This is a genomic window from Corynebacterium endometrii, assembly GCF_004795735.1.
In the GTDB taxonomy this organism is placed as follows: Bacteria; Actinomycetota; Actinomycetes; order Mycobacteriales; family Mycobacteriaceae; genus Corynebacterium; species Corynebacterium endometrii.
The window spans coordinates 1,437,041-1,454,966 of the sequence record NZ_CP039247.1; the positions used below are offsets into that span (position 1 = coordinate 1,437,041).

A 17,926-nucleotide genomic window follows, 5' to 3' on the forward strand; every position below is an offset into this window, starting at 1 on the left:
GCCCTCGCTTTAAGCAGCGTTTGCGCCAGAGCGGCCGTCCCGGCTTTCACCGGCCCTTGGCGAGCCTGTCTCCCCCTCTTTCACGGCGACGCTTCCTAGCATCGACCTTTTCCGCTCTATATCGCCGAGAATCATTTCCTGCGCCGCGTGGGAGCCCTCCGTCGCGCAATCTACGATGTTGTGCAATTGGCCGGCGCTGTAGAGCTTGTAGAACAAGGAGCTAAGGCGGTGTTCAGGATACTCCTGCAGGACGCAGGTCAGGGCCAGCCCGGCGCGGTGTGATTGCCGCAGGACCACTTGGGCAGCCGCGTAAATGGATAGGGCGTTAGCCCTGATTTCTCCGCTAAAGGTTTGCGCCACCTCTAGCAGCACCGTTGCGCCGGCCGCGGGCTGTGCTAGAAACTCCGCCAGGACCAAGTCCCGCGTTGCCGTTGTAGCCAGCCATGTAGCCACAGTCAATAAGAGGTGGTCATTACTGTCCCAGGCCTCATAGGCGGAATACTCTTCTAGGAGGAGGCGGGCGTCCTGGGCAATGTCTTCGATCCCGTACGGATTGGCAGCTGAACCGAACCGCTCACCATCGGCAAGGGCGGTGGATAGTGTGCGAGCAGTAGCGGCTAGGCGCGCGGCCTCTTGGCTGCTAAACGCATTATTGCGAGTGATGTACGGGCGCACGGCTTCTTTGCGGTTTAGCTCTGGCAGTTCGCCGCGATCCACAAATTCCTCCATGGACGGCGTGGCGGTGATGGAAGGGATTGTTCCGTACTGCCAGGTATTACCGGAGGTGGCGCCAGAGGTTAAATCCCTGCCGAACCATAACTCATAGGGCTCCCCCGTCTTGATCTCGGGCGTATACCAGCACGCATCAATCGTCATGCCGTGCGAGGTTCCACTGTTAAACAGCTTGTGGGTAACCCCATCAAGGAGGCGTTCCGGGCGTTGGGAGATGATAAAGGCAAAGACCACCGTGGGTTCGAGTGGCGCGAGAGCACGCACTATATCATTCTGTAGCTTTTCAAAGTCGTCGATGTCGATGCGCAGGGTAGGCCCCAGGGTCACGTTTACGGGGTTCCCCGTGGCACGGTTATCTGTCTGAGTCTGGTTCTCCCCTTCCTCGGCGGTGGCGTTAAAGCCCATGAGGATGAGCGATTCCGTGGGATAAAATCCCAAGGAACCCGGGACGTTAGCAAGCAATTGGCCTGGAGTTAAGATGTGATGTGCTGTCATGGGATACACAGTGCGCGTTCCATGACGGGGGCGCAATGGTTCCGCACGGTTATCCACAGGCGGGATTATTGCGGCTCACTCAATGGGATTTATCCTCGAGTTATCCACAGTTTCTACCGTCCTGCACCAGCTCTGGGAACCGCACGCGGTCCAAAGTGACGCTCGTGACAGCTGAGGCCTCGGTCCAGCCATCGGTAATATTCACTCCCTTGGCAGTTCTACCCTGTTGCTTTTAATTGGGGCGGGAATAGTCGTTGCCCAATGCGCGTTGGATGCTGTAGATATCATCCAGCCCGCAACTTGGTGGGCAACGATGATGCATACAGATGATGCACACAGGCTGGCGGGGTGAAGGGCACCCCGCCACTTTGTCCCTGACACACAAGTGGGTAGACATCTTATAAAATCAACCCTCTCTGAACTTTCACGTGAACAGGTAACGCTGTAACTGCCACGTGAAGGCCCAACACGCTACGGTGGGTGGAAACGCAATCTAAGGAGGTTCACCATGCAGGACAGCAACCGCCGCATGTATGAATTGGAGTACCCAGCTCCCATCGCCAGCTCGGCTAACGCCAACGAGCCTGGCCCTACCATGATTGTAGCCCTGCACGGATACGCCGACGCGGGAAATGCCGTTGAGGCCAGCTCCGATCATCTTAAAGCGGCGCTGGAAAACACGCCGGTTGCGAGTTTCAACAACGATGAACTCATCGACTACCGCGCCCGCCGCCCTGCCGTGACCATTGAGCACAATGCTGGCGTAGACATCGAGCCAATTGAATTAGGCATCCGCGCGTTACGCGATACGTCCGGAAAGTCCTTCCTCCTCCTGTCTGGTCCCGAACCGGACATGCGTTGGGAAGCTTTTACCGGGGCGGTCGCGGATATCGCGGAAAAGTTCAACGTAAAGGACACCATCTGCCTGTACGCCGCACCGATGCCGGTGCCGCACACTCGCCCGATGGTGGTCACCGCGCACGGTACCTCAAAGGCCCTCACCGAGCGCATGGTGCGCATGGATTCAACGATGCTGGTACCGGGTTCCGCATCGCTGTTTTTGGAACGTGAGTTGGCCAAGCGCGGGCGCAACGTGGCTGGATATACCGCGCATGTTCCCCACTACCTAGCCGCGTCTTCCTACCCGCTGGCCACCTTCCAGCTGCTCGAGTCCGTTTCCACAACCGCTGAGCTACAACTGCCGCTCGGCAGCCTGCGCCACGATATCGAACGTATCAAGGAGCAACTCAACGAACAGGTCAATGAATCCGGGGAAATCATGCAGGTGGTTACCGCCTTGGAAGAACAGTATGACGCATTCCTAGAGCGCTACCGCTCGGAGCATCCACAGGCCATCATGCCGGGCGAGGAAAATAGCCCGACCGGCGAAGAACTTGGTGAGGAATTCCAAAAATTCCTCCAGGAACTGAGCGAGCCCGGTCTTGGGGCTGAGGAGTTCCTATCCATGGATATTGATGACCGCGAAGATAATTTTGGCGAGAATAACTCAGGCCCCGCTGGCTCCGCAGAGTCTTCCGCGCCGGGTAAGTCCGCTAATGGTCCAACCAACGGTGGCTCGGAACCGTTCAATGGGAAGAAGGACCTAGAGGGCAAAGAAAACGCAGAGGACCGTGACTCCAAGGAAAACCCCCGTGGCCCCGGTGATTCCACGGGCCACGATGAACCAGGGGAAGACCTCTAGAAAATCGCATAGCGGAAGCGGTGCGGCCCCGCCTATCCGTGACTTGTTTCACCCTCACCATCTTTGACTAAGGTGGTGAGGGTGAACCTTTCCCAGATGTTGCCAGACCTTGCCGAAGTCCCAGAGTCCGTGGTTGATGAAGCCATATGGGACACGTTTACCTCGTGGACAAAGCAGCGCGGTATAACGCTCTACCCCGCCCAGGAGGAAGCTTCCTTGGGGATTTTGGCCGGAGACAACGTCATCCTCGCCACCCCCACCGGTTCCGGCAAATCAATGGTGGCTAACGCGGCCCACTTCATCGCCCTGGCGCGTGGCCAGCGGTCCTTTTATACGGCCCCGATTAAGGCGTTGGTCTCTGAAAAATTCTTTGCCTTATGCGAAATCTTCGGTCCTGAAAATGTGGGCATGATGACCGGCGATGCCACGGTCAACGGAGGGGCACCCATCATCGCCGCGACCGCCGAGATCGTGGCCAATATCGCGCTGCGCGACGGGGCCGAGGCGGATATCGACCAGGTGGTAATGGATGAATTCCACTACTACTCTGAGCCGGACCGCGGCTGGGCCTGGCAGGTACCGTTACTGGAATTGCCTAAGGCGCAATTCTTACTCATGTCCGCCACTCTTGGGGATACGTCGTGGCTGGAGGAAGACCTAACCCAGCGCACGGGACGCACCACCAGCTTGGTGGCGGGATCTACCCGTCCGGTACCGCTGAGCTTTTCCTATGTCTTCTCCGCCGTGCATGAGACCATCGAGGAGCTCCTAGCCAACAACAAAGCGCCCATCTACGTTGTCCACTTCTCTCAGCGGGAAGCGTCCGAGCGGGCCCAGGCGCTTACGTCTATCTCCAAGATCATCACCGATGAGGAAAAAGCGCAGATTGCGCAGGAAATGCAGGGTTTCCGTTTCTCGACTACCTTTGGCAAGGATCTCTCAAAGCTACTGCGCCGGGGAATCGGCGTTCACCATGCGGGCATGTTGCCGAAGTACCGTCGCCTCGTGGAAAAGCTGGCGCAAAAGGGGTTGCTCAAGATTATCTGCGGCACGGACACCCTGGGAGTGGGCATCAACGTACCTATCCGCACGGTGCTCATGACCGGGTTGGCGAAGTTTGACGGCCGGCGCCAGCGCATCCTCAAATCCCGCGAGTTTCACCAAATCGCCGGGCGCGCGGGCCGCGCGGGCTTCGACACTGAGGGCACCGTGGTGGTTGAGGCCCCAGAACACGAAATTGAAAATGCCAAAGCACGGCGCCGCATTGGCGATGACCCCAAGCGGTTGAAGAAGCTTAAGAAGAAATCCGCGCGTGAAGGTGACGTGTCCTGGTCAGAGAAGACCTTCCAACGCCTAACTGAGGCGGAACCCGAACAGCTCACCAGCCAGTTCCGAGTTTCTAACTCGATGCTGCTCAACGTTTTGGCTCGCCATGGCGATGGCTACGAGCACTTAAAGCACCTGCTGCGCACTAATCACGACACGCGCTCGCAGCAAAACCAACATATCCTGACCGCGCTCGACTTATTCAAGGGGTTAGTGAATTCCGGTGTTGTGCAAAAGTCCACCAAGGGTCTGGACATTTACGGCCGCCCGTACCATTTGGTGCGTGAATTGCCACGTGACTTTGCCCTCAACCAGCCCCTTTCCCCCTTCGCCCTGGCAGCCCTGTCCCTCCTGGACCCTGAGTCGGAAACCTACACCCTCGATGTGATCTCGGTCTTTGAGTCGATCCTGGATGACCCTCGTCAGGTGCTCGTTGCGCAGCAGAAGGCGCGGCGCGGTGATGAGATTGCCGCGCTGAAGGCGGACGGCGTGGACTACGTGGAACGCATGGCGATTGTTGAGGACATCACGTGGCCCAAACCCCTGGAGGAGTTGCTGGAGCAGGCCTACGAGACCTTCGCTGAAACGAACGCGTGGGTCAAGGAGTTTGAGCTCTCCCCGAAATCCGTCGTGCGCGACATGTTGGAAAACGCGATGACGTTCTCCGATCTCGTGGCCACGTATGGCCTGGCGCGGTCCGAGGGAGTCATCCTGCGTTACCTCACGGACGCATGGCGCACGCTGAAGCAGTCAGTGCCGGAGGAGTACAAGACGGAAGAATTGGAAGACATCATCGTCTGGCTCGGCGAATTGATCCGCCAGGTGGATTCCTCACTGGTGGATGAGTGGGCAGAGATGGCCGGAGAAGATTCGCCCATTTCTCAGGAGGACCTGGAGCGTGAGCTGGCCTTCGGTGTAGAGGATCCCACCGCGCTGACGTCCAATCGCCGGGCCTTTACCATCATGGTGCGCAATTACATGTTCCGTTTGGTTCAGCTTTTCGCACTGGAAAAGGAAGAGCGTTTGGAGCAGTTGCTGGATTACCTCGATGAGCTTCCGGATTTTGGCGCCGCTCTGGACGATTACTTCGATGAGTACGACGACATGGAGACTGGGCCTGAGGCTCGCGGCAAGGAGTATTTCCGATTGGATACCTCCGAAGCGCGTGAGTGGCGGGTGCGCCAGGTTATCAAGGATCCGGCCGGGGACAACTCTTACGCGTTCGTTGCCACGGTGGATCTCGATGCGTCCGACGCCGCCGGCGAGGTCCGCTTGTCCTCACTCGCGATCGACCAGTCCTAGACCCCACCGTATTTCATAAAGTGAGATTTGGATCCCAAAAATTCGGTTGCGGGTTAAGGACACGGCATTGCGCCCTACCATGCCACCCATGGACAACAACATAAACTCGCAGGGCAACGATGCCCTCTACGACAACCCGATTACAAAAGCGGAGAAAGCTCCCAATACCGCCGCGCCGGAGGCCCCCGAAAAGCTTACGCCGGGCGGGTTCACGATGAACGTGCTCAACGGCATCTCGATTGCCGTTGTAGTATCCCTGGTTCCACAGGCGTTATTGGGCGAATTAGCTAAGGCCCTGCTCCCGGTGTGGGCAGGCGCGACCACAGTCCTCAACCTCACCTCCCTAGCCTCTTCCCTGCTACCGGCCATGATTGGCGTGCTCGTGGCGATGCAGTTCAAGCTCACCCCAATCCAGACAGCGGCGGTGGGCATCGCCGCGGTATGCGGTTCCGGCGTCGCGCAGCCTAACCCGGAAGGCGGATTCCACCTGCAGGGCACAGGCTTGGTCATCAATACCGGGTTGACCGCGGCCCTAGCCGTGGGGCTTATCCTGCTCATCGGCGCGCGATTGAAGAATTACACCATCTTGCTGCTGTCCACCATCGTCACCCTGGTGGCCGGCGGCATAGGCTGGGGGATTACCTACCCAATAGTCAATAAGCTCACCATCTGGTTGGGCGATTTGGTCAACGGCGCCACAAGCCTGCAGCCGGTCCTCATGGGGGTTATCCTCGCCGTCCTCTTCGCCTTCCTGATTGTCTCCCCTGTCTCTACCGTGGGTATCGCAACGGCTATCTTCATGGAAGGTATAGCCTCTGGAACCGCGAACCTGGGAGTGGTGGCCACCGGTTTTGGCTTGCTCGTCGCCGGGTGGCGCGTCAACGGCTTCGCCACCTCCATCCTGCATGTCCTGGGCTCCCCCAAGGTGCAGATGGCAAACATGTTCTCCAAGCCCGTGACCTTCCTACCGATTTTGTCCAGCGCGGCGATTCTGGGCGGCGTCGGCGGCGCATTGGGCATATCGGGCACCCCAATTTCTGCCGGCTTCGGCATTTCCGGGCTAGTCGGGCCGCTTGCGGCCCTCAACTACGAGGGCTGGGGGTGGAGCACGGGCAACCTCATCACCATCGGTTTCGTGTTCGTGGCGCTGCCGCTGCTGCTCGCTTTGGCCACTCGCTTCATCTTTGAAAAGCTCCTCGGCTGGACCAAGGCTGAATACTACAAGCTCGAGTTCGAATAAACTCCGTTGCCTGAATTGCTTCCGCAACCGGAATCTCGCCAGTTAACTTCTTATGCCCCCTCGTAGCCCTAAGGGACCAGGGCAGAGAAAAGGCCACAACGCCGGAAATGGCATTGTGGCCTTAATGCTGAAACAGCAGCTAATTACTTAGCGGGCAGCCTCGATCTCTACCACCTGGGAGATTGCCTGAACAACGCCGGCAATCTTCACTGCCTCCCAGACCTGTTCCTTGGTGAGACCCTCTTCAGTGACGGTCTTCGCGTGCGCAACAGCGCAGTGCTCACAGCCATTGATGGCGGATACGGCCAGTGACCACAGCTCAAAGTCAGCCTTCTCCACACCGGGCTTGGAGATGATATTCATGCGAAGTCCGAACTTCACCTGGGAGTACTCAGAGCCCAGCCAGCCCTTCGCGCGGTAAGCGACGTTGTTCATCGCCATAACGGTAGCGGCACCGAACGCGGCATCGATTGCTTCCTCGGAGAGGTGCTCCTTAGCCTCTTCCACGATCTCAGAGATGACGGTGGCGTTGCGGGTAGCCGCAGCGGAGGCCACGAGGGTGCCCCACAGCTGCTGCTCGGAGAGCTCGGTAGAGCGGGTCAGGGTGCCGATGTTGAGCTTCTGGTCCTTAGCGTACGCAGGCAGGGAGGACTTCAGGTTATCGATAGACATAACTATTCTCCTTTAAACTTTCAATAAACGCTTTTTAAGCAATCGAGTTTGCAAAGCCCCGCCGAGCGCAACGGCAACTGACGGGGCTGCATAATGTGTGGATCAGGCGATCCCGACCGGGGTTACTTCAGGGAGTCCTTAACAACCTCGAGCTTGTCGATGTTCTTGGTTGGGTCATTTGCCTGCCAGTTACATGCACACACCTCTTCAGACTGGAGGGCATCCAGAACGCGGAGAACCTCATCAACGTTGCGGCCCACGGCATCCGGGGTAACGGATACGAACTGGATGATTCCATCCGGGTCGATGATGAAGGTTGCACGGTCCGCAACGCCATCAGCGTTCTCAACGCCCAGGGCGCGAATCAGGTCGTGGCGAACGTCAGCGAACATTGGGAATGGGATTTCCTTCAGCTCTGGGTGCGTTGCACGCCAGTTGAAGTGGGAGTACTCATTATCGGTGGAACCGCCCAGGACCTGGGTGTCGCGGTCCTGGAATTCCTCATCGAGTTTGCCGAATGCTGCGATCTCGGTTGGGCAAACGAAGGTGAAATCCTTTGGGTAGAAGAATACGATCTTCCACTTGCCCTCATACTTATCCAGGGAGACCTGCTCGAAGTAGTCCTCAGGAGAGTTAGCGTCAACGCTGTGCAGATCGCCGCCCTTCAGCGCAGTGAGCTGGAACTCTGGGAACTTCTCGCCAACGGTCAAGATAGACATAAAATGCTTCTCCTTATCGAAACAATGAATCTGTATGGGACCTAGTTTAACGGTATCAGCAACCGCTTGATAAGCGGTTTCGGTACCTAGTCCGGCCACATTGTGCGGGGAGCGTGTGCAGCCAGCAGTGTCCATTATGCCTAACTGGTACCTATTCCGTCAATAGCTTGTAACTTATTGTCATGATACAATGATAGGCATGCACAATAAAGAATATCGCCCGACCCTGGCACAGCTTCGCACGTTCGTGACGATCGCGGAGAATAAGCATTTCGGCACCGCGGCAAAGAAGCTGCAGATTTCGCAGCCCTCACTATCCCAGGCCCTCGTGGCCCTCGAGCAGGGGTTGGGAATCCAGCTTATCGAGCGCTCCACGCGCAAGGTGATCGTCACCTCCGCCGGCGAAAAGCTCCTCCCCTATGCTAAGTCAACACTGGAGGCTGCGGATTCTTTCTTGTCCCACGCTCGCGGCGCGCACGGGACCCTTTCCGGGCCCCTTACTATTGGCATAATTCCCACCGTCGCACCGTATATCCTTCCAGATCTGCTCAATGAGATCCGTGAACATTACAATGACCTAGAACCCCGCTTCGTTGAGGAGCAGACCTCTCACCTGCTACAGAAGCTGCGCGATGGCCAGCTGGATCTCGCCATCTTGGCGCTGCCGTCTGAGACTTCGGGAATGATTGAGGAGCCGCTCTACACCGAGCGCTTCAGCGCCGTGGTCCACCAAAGCCATGAATTAGCCGGCCGCCGGGACCTAGCACTCGCGGATCTTGACAACCTGAATCTGTTGCTGCTCGATGACGGCCATTGCCTGCGCGATCAGGTAATGGACCTGTGCCGGCAGGCTAACGTGAACCCTACGGAAGCAACGAATACGGTCACCCGCGCTTCATCCCTTACGACGATCATGCAGTTGGTCATCGGCGGCCTGGGCGCCACCTTAGTCCCCGAATCAGCCTTAGCCGCGGAGACGCGGCACCCGGATTTGTCCGTGGCCCACTTCGGGGAGGGCGTTACGGCCGAACGCACCATTGGCTTGGTCTTCCGCGGTTCCGCCGCCCGGGCGGACGAGTTCCGCGAGTTTGGCCACATTGTCACGACTTCGTTCAACAAGGCACTCGAGCGCTCGCGAACGGAGATCAGGGCCTAGCTACGGGCCTCGTTGGTAGAGCATTCCACGTGCCTGGCCTCTGGCCTCCTCGCCGTGCATCGTTGAGGCCAGCCCCTTTTGCTTCCGGATGGACAACGGCAGCCAGAGAATAAACTTAGGCCCAGCGCCATCTCGCGGTGACGCTGGGCCTAAAAGCATTTCTCTCTAGTAACGGCGGGATTCGGCCGGAATCTGACCTCCGGCTACCTGGCGGTAGAAGTGCCCCGCCGCCAGCTGCATGGCGGGTGCGGCCACCAGGAGGCCCAGCCCCAGCGTAACTACCGCGATCGCGGTAATGATGATGCTAGACAGTACGGATAAACCCAAAAGTTTCAGGTAATTATCCCGGCCTATTGCGAATGACGCCTTGAAGGCTTCGCCGACCCCGGCACGCTTGTCAGCCACTAACCAAATCAATGAAAAGAAGAACGGCCCCACCAACAACGCCAACACCATAACGACCGCGAATACCGCGAATATGGTGAGGAAGAAACTCGTCAGGTCTGCATCGCTTACCACCTGCTGCGACAAGAGCTCCCGGTTTTGCAGCACGATCAACACCGATGGGATTGCGACGGCCACCATAGAAATAAGCTGCATAATGACGTAAATTAACAGCGTAGGGCCATAATTCAGGCTTTTGCCTATATGGCCCCAGCCCGTGTCTTGATGATCCAGCTGATGCAGAATTAGGGAATAAACGACCGGCATAAACAGACAGCTGATTACTGCCGTGATTACCTGAACCGCCAGTTCAGCCCCCTCGCCACTCGTTGAAACGAGACCAGTCCCAAAGCCCAGAAGAGCGGCTACGGCGAAAAACGCCAGAGCGCCCAGGATCCACAGTGAGAAATTGCGGAAGGTCGCGGCAAAGCCCCAGCGGATGGACTCGAAAATGTCGGGGGTCGCCGCGGTGCGCGTGGCATCCCCAGGATAGAAGTCATCGATTCCGGAGCCATACCCGCCCGCGTTTCCGTAGCTTGGCAGCTCACTACCCGCGTTGTACTCCCTGTACGGATTGCCGTGTTGGGTACCAGAATATTGAGTATCCGGTGTGCCTTGGGCGCCGCGGTTCCCGTCCCCGTACCCAGGACGGTCTTCCGGATGGTCAGTAGGTTCGTAGGGCGGCCATGGCTCGCCCCGGTCGGCGCTTTCGTCCGAGCCTTGCTTATCATTTCCCCCGTAAGGCGTGCTCATCTTTTATACCTAGTGCCTTTCTACCTCTGAGTCGATACAGCCAAACTCTTTATTTCGGACCTGCAAAGCCGAGCATACTGTGTTGAAACTCATCGTCAAGACCCCTCAGCTATGGGATACTGCCGCGCCCATGCGCAGCGTCCGCGTTCACTTCAACGAAGGGAATGGGTAAACTAGCCGCTTAGTCATGACTAAAGATAATCAGCAATCCCTGGGCCCTATCCGCGCATCGCTCATACGCGAACTGGATGGCGTACCGCTTTCGTCTGTGCGCCCCTTCAAACGCAGGCTTCGCAAGGCTCGTTCTCCCAAGGCCTTATCTGCCATCGGGGCCGATATTAAAGAGGCCAAAGAGCTTGTCCAAGCAATCGACGCTGGCGTGCCGAGTATTTCCTACCCGGATTCCCTGCCGGTTTCTGCTCGTAAGGACGATATTGCAGAGGCAATCGCTAACCATCAGGTAGTGATCATCGCGGGTGAGACCGGGTCGGGCAAGACCACCCAGATTCCAAAAATTTGCCTGGAATTGGGGCGCGGCCGCCGTGGCCTCATTGGTCACACTCAGCCGCGCCGCCTAGCCGCGCGTACCGTTGCGGAACGCATCGCCGATGAACTTGGGCAAAGCATCGGCGATTCCGTGGGCTATGCTATCCGATTCGATGATCAAGTATCCAAGAATACTGCGGTCAAGCTCATGACGGACGGTATCCTGCTTGCGGAAATGCAGCGCGATAGGTTCCTCAATGCCTATGACACCATCATCATCGACGAAGCCCACGAGCGTTCCCTCAACATCGATTTCCTGCTGGGCTATCTCAAGCGCTTGCTGCCCAAGCGCCCAGATTTAAAGGTTATTATCACCTCGGCCACCATTGATCCCCAGCGTTTCGCCCGGCATTTTTCCGACGCCGCCGGCACCCCCGCCCCGGTCATCGAGGTTTCGGGCCGCACCTATCCTGTCGAGATACGGTACCGCCCGTTGGAATTTGAGGTCAACGGCAAGACGGTGGATCAGGACCCCCTGGATGGCGTGTGCGAGGCCATCGAGGAACTGATGGCCGAAGGCGATGGTGACATCCTCTGCTTCTTCGCGGGAGAGCGTGACATCCGCGACGCGATGGAGGCCATCGAGGGGCGCAAGTGGAAGGGCGTGGAGGTCACTCCCCTGTTTGGCCGCCTGTCCAACCAGGAACAGCACCGAGTCTTTAGTCCCCACTCCGGCAGGCGCATCGTCTTGTCTACCAATATCGCCGAAACGTCGCTGACCGTTCCCGGCATTCGTTACGTGGTGGACACGGGTACCGCGCGTATTTCGCGGTATTCCACCCGTACCAAGGTCCAACGGCTGCCCATCGAGCCTATTTCCCAGGCCAGCGCCAATCAGCGCTCCGGCCGTTGCGGCCGTGTGGCCGATGGCATTGCTATCCGCCTCTATTCCGAGGAAGACTTCGCATCCCGCCCCGAATTCACGGATCCGGAAATTCTCCGCACAAATTTGGCGAGCGTTATTTTGCAGATGATCTCCTTGCGCCTGGGGGACATCACGGAATTCCCCTTCGTTCAGCCCCCGGAAAGCAAGGCGATCCGTGATGGACTCCTTCTCCTCAACGAGCTTGGCGCCCTAAAGCACGAGGAAGAAAACGGGCTGCCCGTGCTCACCCGCATCGGTAAGGATATTGCGCGAATCCCGGTCGATCCTCGCATGGCCCGAATGCTGGTCGAGGGAAATTCCTCCGGTTGCCTCGACGACGTGCTCATCATCGTGGCCTCCATGACCATTCAGGATGTGCGCGAACGGCCTTTAGAGTTCCAGGCCCAAGCGGACCAGGCCCACGCCCGGTTCAAGGATAAGTCCTCCGATTTCATCGCCATGCTCAAGTTGTGGGATTACATCAAGGACTCCCGCGATGAGAAGTCCGGCAATGCGTTCCGCAAGCAGATGAAGGCCGAGTACCTCCACTACATGCGCATACGCGAGTGGTTCGATCTGGTTCGTCAGTTGCGCGATGTGGTCAAGCAGCTGGGCTGGGCGGATCGCCACCACGCGGCCAACGAGCGTGACTCGGACGCCATCCACCAGGCCCTGCTCTCCGGGCTCTTATCCAATATTGGTGTGCGAGATGGCAATTCCAAGGAATTCCATGGGGCCCGCAACACTCGCTTTATGGTGTTTCCGGGTTCCGCGCTGTCTAAGAAACCACCGGAATTCATCATGGCGGCCGAATTGGTTGAGACCTCGCGCCTGTGGGCGCGAGACGTCGCCGCGATTGATCCCGCCTGGGTGGAGAAGTTGGCGGCGAACCTGCTCAAGCACAATTATTCAGATCCCATCTGGTCACGTAAGCGTTCCTCCGCCCTGGTGACCCAGAAGTCCACGCTCTACGGCGTGACCGTCGTCGCAGACCGCCAGGTTCCGTACCATCGGGTCGATGCCGTGGCGGCCCGTGACATGTTCATCCGTGAAGCGCTTATCAATGGCGATTGGGATACGCATCATCACTTCTTCCATGACAACAAGGCGAAGCTCGAACACGCCTCCGAGTATGAAGACAAAGCACGCAAACGCGGCCTAGTGGTCGACGAGGACGTCCTCTTCGATTTCTATGATTCACGGATCCCGCAAAAGATCACCACAGGCCGCCATTTCGATTCGTGGTGGAAGAAGGCGCGTAAGCAAACCCCAGATCTGCTTGACTTCGATCCGGATAAGCTCATCAATGATGAGGACGAACAGGTAACGGAATCCGCCTTCCCGGATAGGTGGCTTAAAGGCTCCATCGACTACGACTTGAGCTATCGCTTCGAGCCCGGACACCCGATGGATGGCGTCACCATCATGGTGCCGGTACCGCTCCTGGCGGGGATGGATTCCGAGGGCTTTGATTGGTTGGTTCCCGGCCTGCGCGAGGAGCTGGTGACGGAGCTTATCCGTTCGCTCCCGAAGGCGCTGCGCCGCACGGTAGTCCCCGCCACCAATTTCGCAGAGCGTGCCCTGCCAATGCTCCTGCCGTACGAGGGCAGCATTACCCAGCAGTTGGCGGAAGTTCTCCGCGAGCTCGGCGGCGCAGGGATCAACTCGGGCGATTTTAATCCTTCCAGCCTTCCCCCTCACTTGAAGATGAACTACGCTGCCGTGGACAAACGCGGCAAGGTAATTGATTCCGACCGTGACCTCGCAGCACTGATTGAGCGCCAAGCGGGCCACATCAAGTCTTCCGTCTCCCGCGTCGGCCGCGACAAGGAATCCAAGGCCGTAAAGGAATGGACGGCGGAGAACCTGGGCGCCATCGAAGAGCAGGTGACGACCGTCGTGGATGGCCACGAGGTCGCCGCGTTCCCCGCCCTCGTTGCTACCAAAGACGGTGTTGCGCTCAAGGTCCATCCCACGAAGGCCGCCGCCGACGCCGCAATGGTCACCACCACACTGACCCTGCTGATGCGAGAGGTTTCAGTCAATTCATCGCAGATGGTAAAGGGACTCCCTCTCCAGCAGCGCGTGGCTATCGATTCCTATCCACATGGCGGCGCCGAGGGGTTAGTCAACGATGCCCGCATTGCAGCGATTCGCGATCTCATGATGGAGGCCGGTGGGCCCGTCCGAGACCCCCAGGCTTTCGAGGAACTAAAGCAAAAGGTAAAACCTGGCGTCCCGGGCGCCGTGCGCCGCGCCGTGGTGGGCATCGCCCCCGCTTTGGTGGAGTACGCCAACGTCGCCGCCGAGCTCAAGAAGTGGACCGGCCCTGCGATTGATGATATGCACAAGCAATTAGAATTTTTACTGCCTAAAAACGCCATCACTATGCACGGGATGATTCATTTGCAGCACCTGCCGCGCTACATCAAGGCGATGAATATCCGCCTTGAGGAAATGGGGATAGATCCGGATAGAGACGCTGACCGGCAGGCCGAGGTGGAAGAAGCGGAAGCTTACCTCGCCAACAAGCTGCGCAATTTGCCTGCTGGAAGGGAAAAGACGCGTGAGGTAAAGGAAATCAAATGGATGATTCAGGAACTGCGCGTGTCCCTCTTTGCCCAGCGCCTTGGGACCGCGCGGCCGGTATCCCTGCGCAGGGTACAAAAGGCGGTCGACAAGCTGCGTTGACTGGGTGCCTACGGCTCGTAGGCACCCACAGGTACCACCGTGAGCGCCTTAGAAGTCCTCACGATCCCGGCGGCGCATGAGGCGGATCTCCGATTCGAAGTCATCAGCACTTTCAAAAGACTTATACACCGAAGCGAAGCGCAGATACGCAACCTCGTCGAGGTCGCGAAGCGGTTCCAGAATGGCTAGGCCAACCTCATTCGCATTAACCTGCGAGCTGCCGTGGCTGCGGACGGTTTCCTCGACCTCCTGAGCCAGCCGCTTGAGCGCGTCATCAGGAACGTCGCGCCCCTGGCAGGCCCTGCGCACGCCGCGAATCAACTTGTCACGGCTAAACGGCTCCGCCAAGCCATTGCGCTTGACCACAAGTAACACGGCCTTTTCCACCGTGGTAAAACGCCCCGAACACGAGGTGCACTCTCGTCGACGGCGAATCGCAGTGCCCGCTTCCACCACGCGTGAATCGATAACGCGTGACTGTTCATGGTGACAAAACGGACAAAACACCGGAAACCCCTTTCTCCAGGCCATCCGCCACTGCGGATGCGGAAAGAAACCAAGCCAGTAAGCCACGAAATCAATGGCGCGACCTTTACGGCGAACTCAGTATGATATGGATTTCCAGTGTACTTCTTAACCGCACCTTGGCAGCAATGCGGCAAGGAGCATGATGGGATGCCCAGCTTAGGCGAAGGATTAACGTGCGATGACGGCCTGTACGGTTTCTGGGCTGGAGACCCCGCCGGGCACATCCGTCTCGGGGCTAATGCCACTCAGCCCAGTAAATACGGTGCCTACAAACAGCGCACATCCGAACACAGCTCCGACCAAATAATTAGCGCGATTAGCGCGGCTCTTTTCGTAGCTATCCTCTGTCCGCTCAGGAACAGACGGCGTTTCGCGGGCACCATTTAGTGAATTAAATGTTCGATTCTCAACACTCAGCGTTCGAACATGAGAGGAACGAAAGGCAGAAGGTTCACCGCAAAATTCATTGCGATGAGCATCCCACACGGCCGCAGGCTGCGCCGAGCGCGAGCGCACGCCGGGAATGACAGCGGAGCGAGAATCTACCTTGTAAGGGGTGTTGAGCGCGATAGCCATGCCAATGTCCTTTCGTAAAATCCCGAACGTTTCCGGCGGTTCCGTTCCATCTAAACCGTTGCCTGAGCCATAGTAGGAAACCCACCGGACAGGTTCGAACGTTTCTATCGTTTACTTGTTCGAATTAGTCTCTATGTTCGATTTATAGCACCCGTTCGAAAATATGTCCAGAAAATCGGTGATTTTTCTCGAACATTTGTGTTGGACATGCTAGAAAGGAATAGAGCTTAGATAGCGAAACGATCACTGAGGGGAAAACCATGGCCCGTAAGACAACTCCGAACAACGGAAAACCGGACCTTTCGTCACTATCTGCACGCCAGCGTCGCATTCTGGAGGTAATTAGGGACGCCGTGCTTCTGAGGGGTTACCCGCCTAGTATCCGCGAAATCGGCGACGCTGCGGGCCTTCAATCCACCTCGTCGGTGGCCTACCAACTCAAGCAGCTAGAGGAAAAAGGGTTCCTACGCCGCGACCCTAACAAGCCCCGTGCGGTGGACGTTCGCCACCTTGAACCGGCAGATAAACCAGCCAAGAAGAAGGCTCCACAGTCGGAACCCGAGGTTCCAGCTGAAGCCGGTTCGGTTAATTACATCCCGGTAGTCGGTCGCATCGCCGCGGGTTCCCCTATTACCGCGGAAGAAAATATTGATACCTATTATCCGCTGCCCGATGAAATTGTCGGCGGCGGAGACCTCTACATGCTCCAGGTTGTCGGCGAATCCATGAAAGACGCCGGGATTCTTGACGGGGATTGGGTGATCATCCGTTCGCAATCAGTCGCGGAAGAGGGCGAGTTTGTAGCCGCGCTTCTCGACGGCGAGGAGGCTACCGTGAAGGAGTTTCATCGTGACAGCACCGGCGTGTGGTTACTTCCCCACAACGATGCATTCGATCCAATCAAGGGAGACGATGCGGAAATTATGGGCAAGGTAGTCTCCGTTATCCGCAAGCTTTAGCCTCTAAGGGCTCGGCACGTGTAAACAGACATTGAATGTGGGATCAGGGTTTAACCTTGATCCCCTTTTTTAATCCGCAATGTTTATTTGCTGTGGTTTTCCTCCCCCTGCTAGTGGGTAACTTTACCGAGTTCCCGCACTCGACATAAGGAAAAGTATTTCCTCCTTCAACACTCTTACCTGTACGTTTAAGAATGTAATCCTCCAGATAATAAAGATGCACCGGAATACCTGCGTAGGTAATGCGTGTTTTCTGGAACAATTGAAGCCATTGAACAGTGCCTGAAAAGCAGGCATTTCAAGCAAGTTCGGGCATAAACCGGACAGACAAAGACTGGAGCATCGATGTACGCCGAAGAACGCCGCCGACAGATTGCCTCTTTAACCGCCGTCGAAGGTCGGGTTAATGTCACGGAGCTGTCTGAACGATTCGACGTAACCGCAGAAACCATTCGCCGCGACCTAGCCGTTCTTGACCGCGAGGGGGTTGTCCACCGCGTACATGGTGGCGCGGTAGCCTCACAGTCCTTCCAGACCGCGGAGTTGACTCTGGACACCCGCCTTCGATCCGCCACTAGTGCTAAGTCTGCGATTGCTCGAGCCGCTTTCGATTTCCTGCCACAGGGAAACGGAAGTATCTTCCTGGATGCTGGTTCCACCATCAACGCGCTGGCGGATCTTATCGGCAAGACCCCGTTGTCTGGTCACTTGTCAATCGTTTCTAACAGCCTGCCCATTGCCCTATCCCTAGCGAACAACGGTATCGACGATGTGCAGCTTCTTGGTGGCACGGTGCGCGCAATTACCCAGGCCGTAGTGGGAGATACTGCACTGCGGACCATGGCTTTGATGCGGGCCGACGTTGCCTTCATCGGCACCAATGCGCTGACCCTCGACCACGGCTTATCGACCGCAGACGCGCAGGAGGCGGCGATCAAGTCAGCATTTGTCACTAACGCTCACAAGGTTGTGGTGTTGTGCGACTCGTCAAAGCTTGGCAACGATTACCTGGTCAGCTTCGCCTCCGTCGCCGATATCGATGTAGTCATTACGGACAGCGAAGCCCCCGAAAGTTTCCTCTCTGCCCTCCGTGAGCGTGAGGTGGACGTGGTAGTAGTAGACGGCAAGTAACCGCGCCCCGGATACATCAAAACAGCCGGGCCCAGCTAAGTGCTGCGGCCCGGCTGCAGGTGTCTAATTCCTAAAAGTTTAATACACGT

General features: G+C 57.5%; 13 protein-coding genes. 7 read left to right on the forward strand and 6 right to left on the reverse strand.

Annotated elements, in window-relative coordinates:
* Positions 1-9 precede the first annotated feature (9 nt).
* On the reverse strand, positions 10-1,227 hold the full coding sequence (locus CENDO_RS06510; protein ID WP_136141309.1) for a DUF4192 domain-containing protein: 1,218 nt from the start codon (positions 1,225-1,227) through the stop codon (positions 10-12).
* A gap of 508 nt (positions 1,228-1,735) precedes the next feature.
* On the opposite strand from CENDO_RS06510, the gene CENDO_RS06515 reads away from it, so the two are divergent.
* From CENDO_RS06515 to CENDO_RS06525, 3 genes are all read left to right on the forward strand, one after another.
* On the forward strand, positions 1,736-2,929 hold the full coding sequence (locus tag CENDO_RS06515) for a PAC2 family protein (RefSeq protein ID WP_136141310.1): 1,194 nt from the start codon (positions 1,736-1,738) through the stop codon (positions 2,927-2,929).
* Between the two features lie 81 nt (positions 2,930-3,010).
* A complete protein-coding gene (locus CENDO_RS06520) occupies positions 3,011-5,557 on the forward strand; it encodes a DEAD/DEAH box helicase (protein ID WP_136141311.1) in 2,547 nt (848 codons plus the stop codon).
* Positions 5,558-5,771: 214 nt separating this feature from the next.
* A complete protein-coding gene (locus CENDO_RS06525) occupies positions 5,772-6,797 on the forward strand; it encodes a PTS sugar transporter subunit IIC (protein ID WP_136142185.1) in 1,026 nt (341 codons plus the stop codon).
* A gap of 147 nt (positions 6,798-6,944) precedes the next feature.
* Here the strand turns inward: CENDO_RS06525 and ahpD are convergent, their stop codons facing one another.
* On the reverse strand, positions 6,945-7,469 hold the full coding sequence (gene ahpD, locus CENDO_RS06530) for an alkylhydroperoxidase, AhpD family (RefSeq protein WP_136141312.1): 525 nt from the start codon (positions 7,467-7,469) through the stop codon (positions 6,945-6,947).
* A 122-nt stretch (positions 7,470-7,591) separates the two neighbouring features.
* Positions 7,592-8,188, reverse strand: a complete 597-nt coding sequence (locus CENDO_RS06535; RefSeq protein ID WP_136141313.1) for a peroxiredoxin — start codon at positions 8,186-8,188, stop codon at positions 7,592-7,594.
* A gap of 199 nt (positions 8,189-8,387) precedes the next feature.
* Between CENDO_RS06535 and CENDO_RS06540 the strand changes: the two genes are divergently transcribed.
* Positions 8,388-9,344 (forward strand): hydrogen peroxide-inducible genes activator, encoded by a 957-nt coding sequence (locus tag CENDO_RS06540; RefSeq protein ID WP_136141314.1) that lies wholly within the window; start codon positions 8,388-8,390, stop codon positions 9,342-9,344.
* A gap of 165 nt (positions 9,345-9,509) precedes the next feature.
* Here CENDO_RS06540 and CENDO_RS06545 read toward each other — a convergent pair whose 3' ends face one another.
* Positions 9,510-10,541 (reverse strand): DUF975 family protein, encoded by a 1,032-nt coding sequence (locus CENDO_RS06545; RefSeq protein ID WP_136141315.1) that lies wholly within the window; start codon positions 10,539-10,541, stop codon positions 9,510-9,512.
* Positions 10,542-10,728: 187 nt separating this feature from the next.
* Here CENDO_RS06545 and hrpA point away from each other — a divergent pair, with 187 nt between their 5' ends.
* Positions 10,729-14,643 (forward strand): ATP-dependent RNA helicase HrpA, encoded by a 3,915-nt coding sequence (gene hrpA / locus CENDO_RS06550; protein ID WP_136141316.1) that lies wholly within the window; start codon positions 10,729-10,731, stop codon positions 14,641-14,643.
* Positions 14,644-14,691: 48 nt separating this feature from the next.
* Here the strand turns inward: hrpA and nrdR are convergent, their stop codons facing one another.
* Both nrdR and CENDO_RS06560 read right to left on the reverse strand, forming a co-directional pair.
* On the reverse strand, positions 14,692-15,150 hold the full coding sequence (gene nrdR / locus CENDO_RS06555) for a transcriptional regulator NrdR (protein WP_136141317.1): 459 nt from the start codon (positions 15,148-15,150) through the stop codon (positions 14,692-14,694).
* A 189-nt stretch (positions 15,151-15,339) separates the two neighbouring features.
* Positions 15,340-15,747 carry a hypothetical protein gene (locus CENDO_RS06560; protein ID WP_136141318.1) on the reverse strand — a complete coding sequence of 136 codons (408 nt, stop codon included), beginning with the start codon at positions 15,745-15,747 and terminating at the stop codon, positions 15,340-15,342.
* 260 nt (positions 15,748-16,007) lie between these two features.
* On the opposite strand from CENDO_RS06560, the gene lexA reads away from it, so the two are divergent.
* Entirely contained in the window at positions 16,008-16,706 is a 699-nt protein-coding gene (gene lexA / locus CENDO_RS06565) for a transcriptional repressor LexA (RefSeq protein ID WP_136141319.1), read from the forward strand.
* A 345-nt stretch (positions 16,707-17,051) separates the two neighbouring features.
* Positions 17,052-17,837: a DeoR/GlpR family DNA-binding transcription regulator gene (locus CENDO_RS06570; protein WP_136141320.1), complete on the forward strand. Its 786-nt coding sequence runs from the start codon at positions 17,052-17,054 to the stop codon at positions 17,835-17,837.
* Positions 17,838-17,926: the final 89 nt, after the last annotated feature.

Bases quoted from the DNA above. Each gene is read 5' to 3' on its own strand.
- CENDO_RS06510 (WP_136141309.1), bottom strand. From the start codon at position 1,227: ATGACAGCACATCACATCTTAACTCCAGGCCAATTGCTTGCTAACGTC.
- CENDO_RS06515 (WP_136141310.1), top strand. From the start codon at position 1,736: ATGCAGGACAGCAACCGCCGCATGTATGAATTGGAGTACCCAGCTCCC.
- CENDO_RS06525 (WP_136142185.1), top strand. From the start codon at position 5,772: ATGAACGTGCTCAACGGCATCTCGATTGCCGTTGTAGTATCCCTGGTT.
- ahpD (WP_136141312.1), bottom strand. From the start codon at position 7,469: ATGTCTATCGATAACCTGAAGTCCTCCCTGCCTGCGTACGCTAAGGAC.
- CENDO_RS06535 (WP_136141313.1), bottom strand. From the start codon at position 8,188: ATGTCTATCTTGACCGTTGGCGAGAAGTTCCCAGAGTTCCAGCTCACT.
- CENDO_RS06540 (WP_136141314.1), top strand. From the start codon at position 8,388: ATGCACAATAAAGAATATCGCCCGACCCTGGCACAGCTTCGCACGTTC.
- CENDO_RS06545 (WP_136141315.1), bottom strand. From the start codon at position 10,541: ATGAGCACGCCTTACGGGGGAAATGATAAGCAAGGCTCGGACGAAAGC.
- hrpA (WP_136141316.1), top strand. From the start codon at position 10,729: ATGACTAAAGATAATCAGCAATCCCTGGGCCCTATCCGCGCATCGCTC.
- CENDO_RS06560 (WP_136141318.1), bottom strand. From the start codon at position 15,747: ATGGCTATCGCGCTCAACACCCCTTACAAGGTAGATTCTCGCTCCGCT.
- lexA (WP_136141319.1), top strand. From the start codon at position 16,008: ATGGCCCGTAAGACAACTCCGAACAACGGAAAACCGGACCTTTCGTCA.
- CENDO_RS06570 (WP_136141320.1), top strand. From the start codon at position 17,052: ATGTACGCCGAAGAACGCCGCCGACAGATTGCCTCTTTAACCGCCGTC.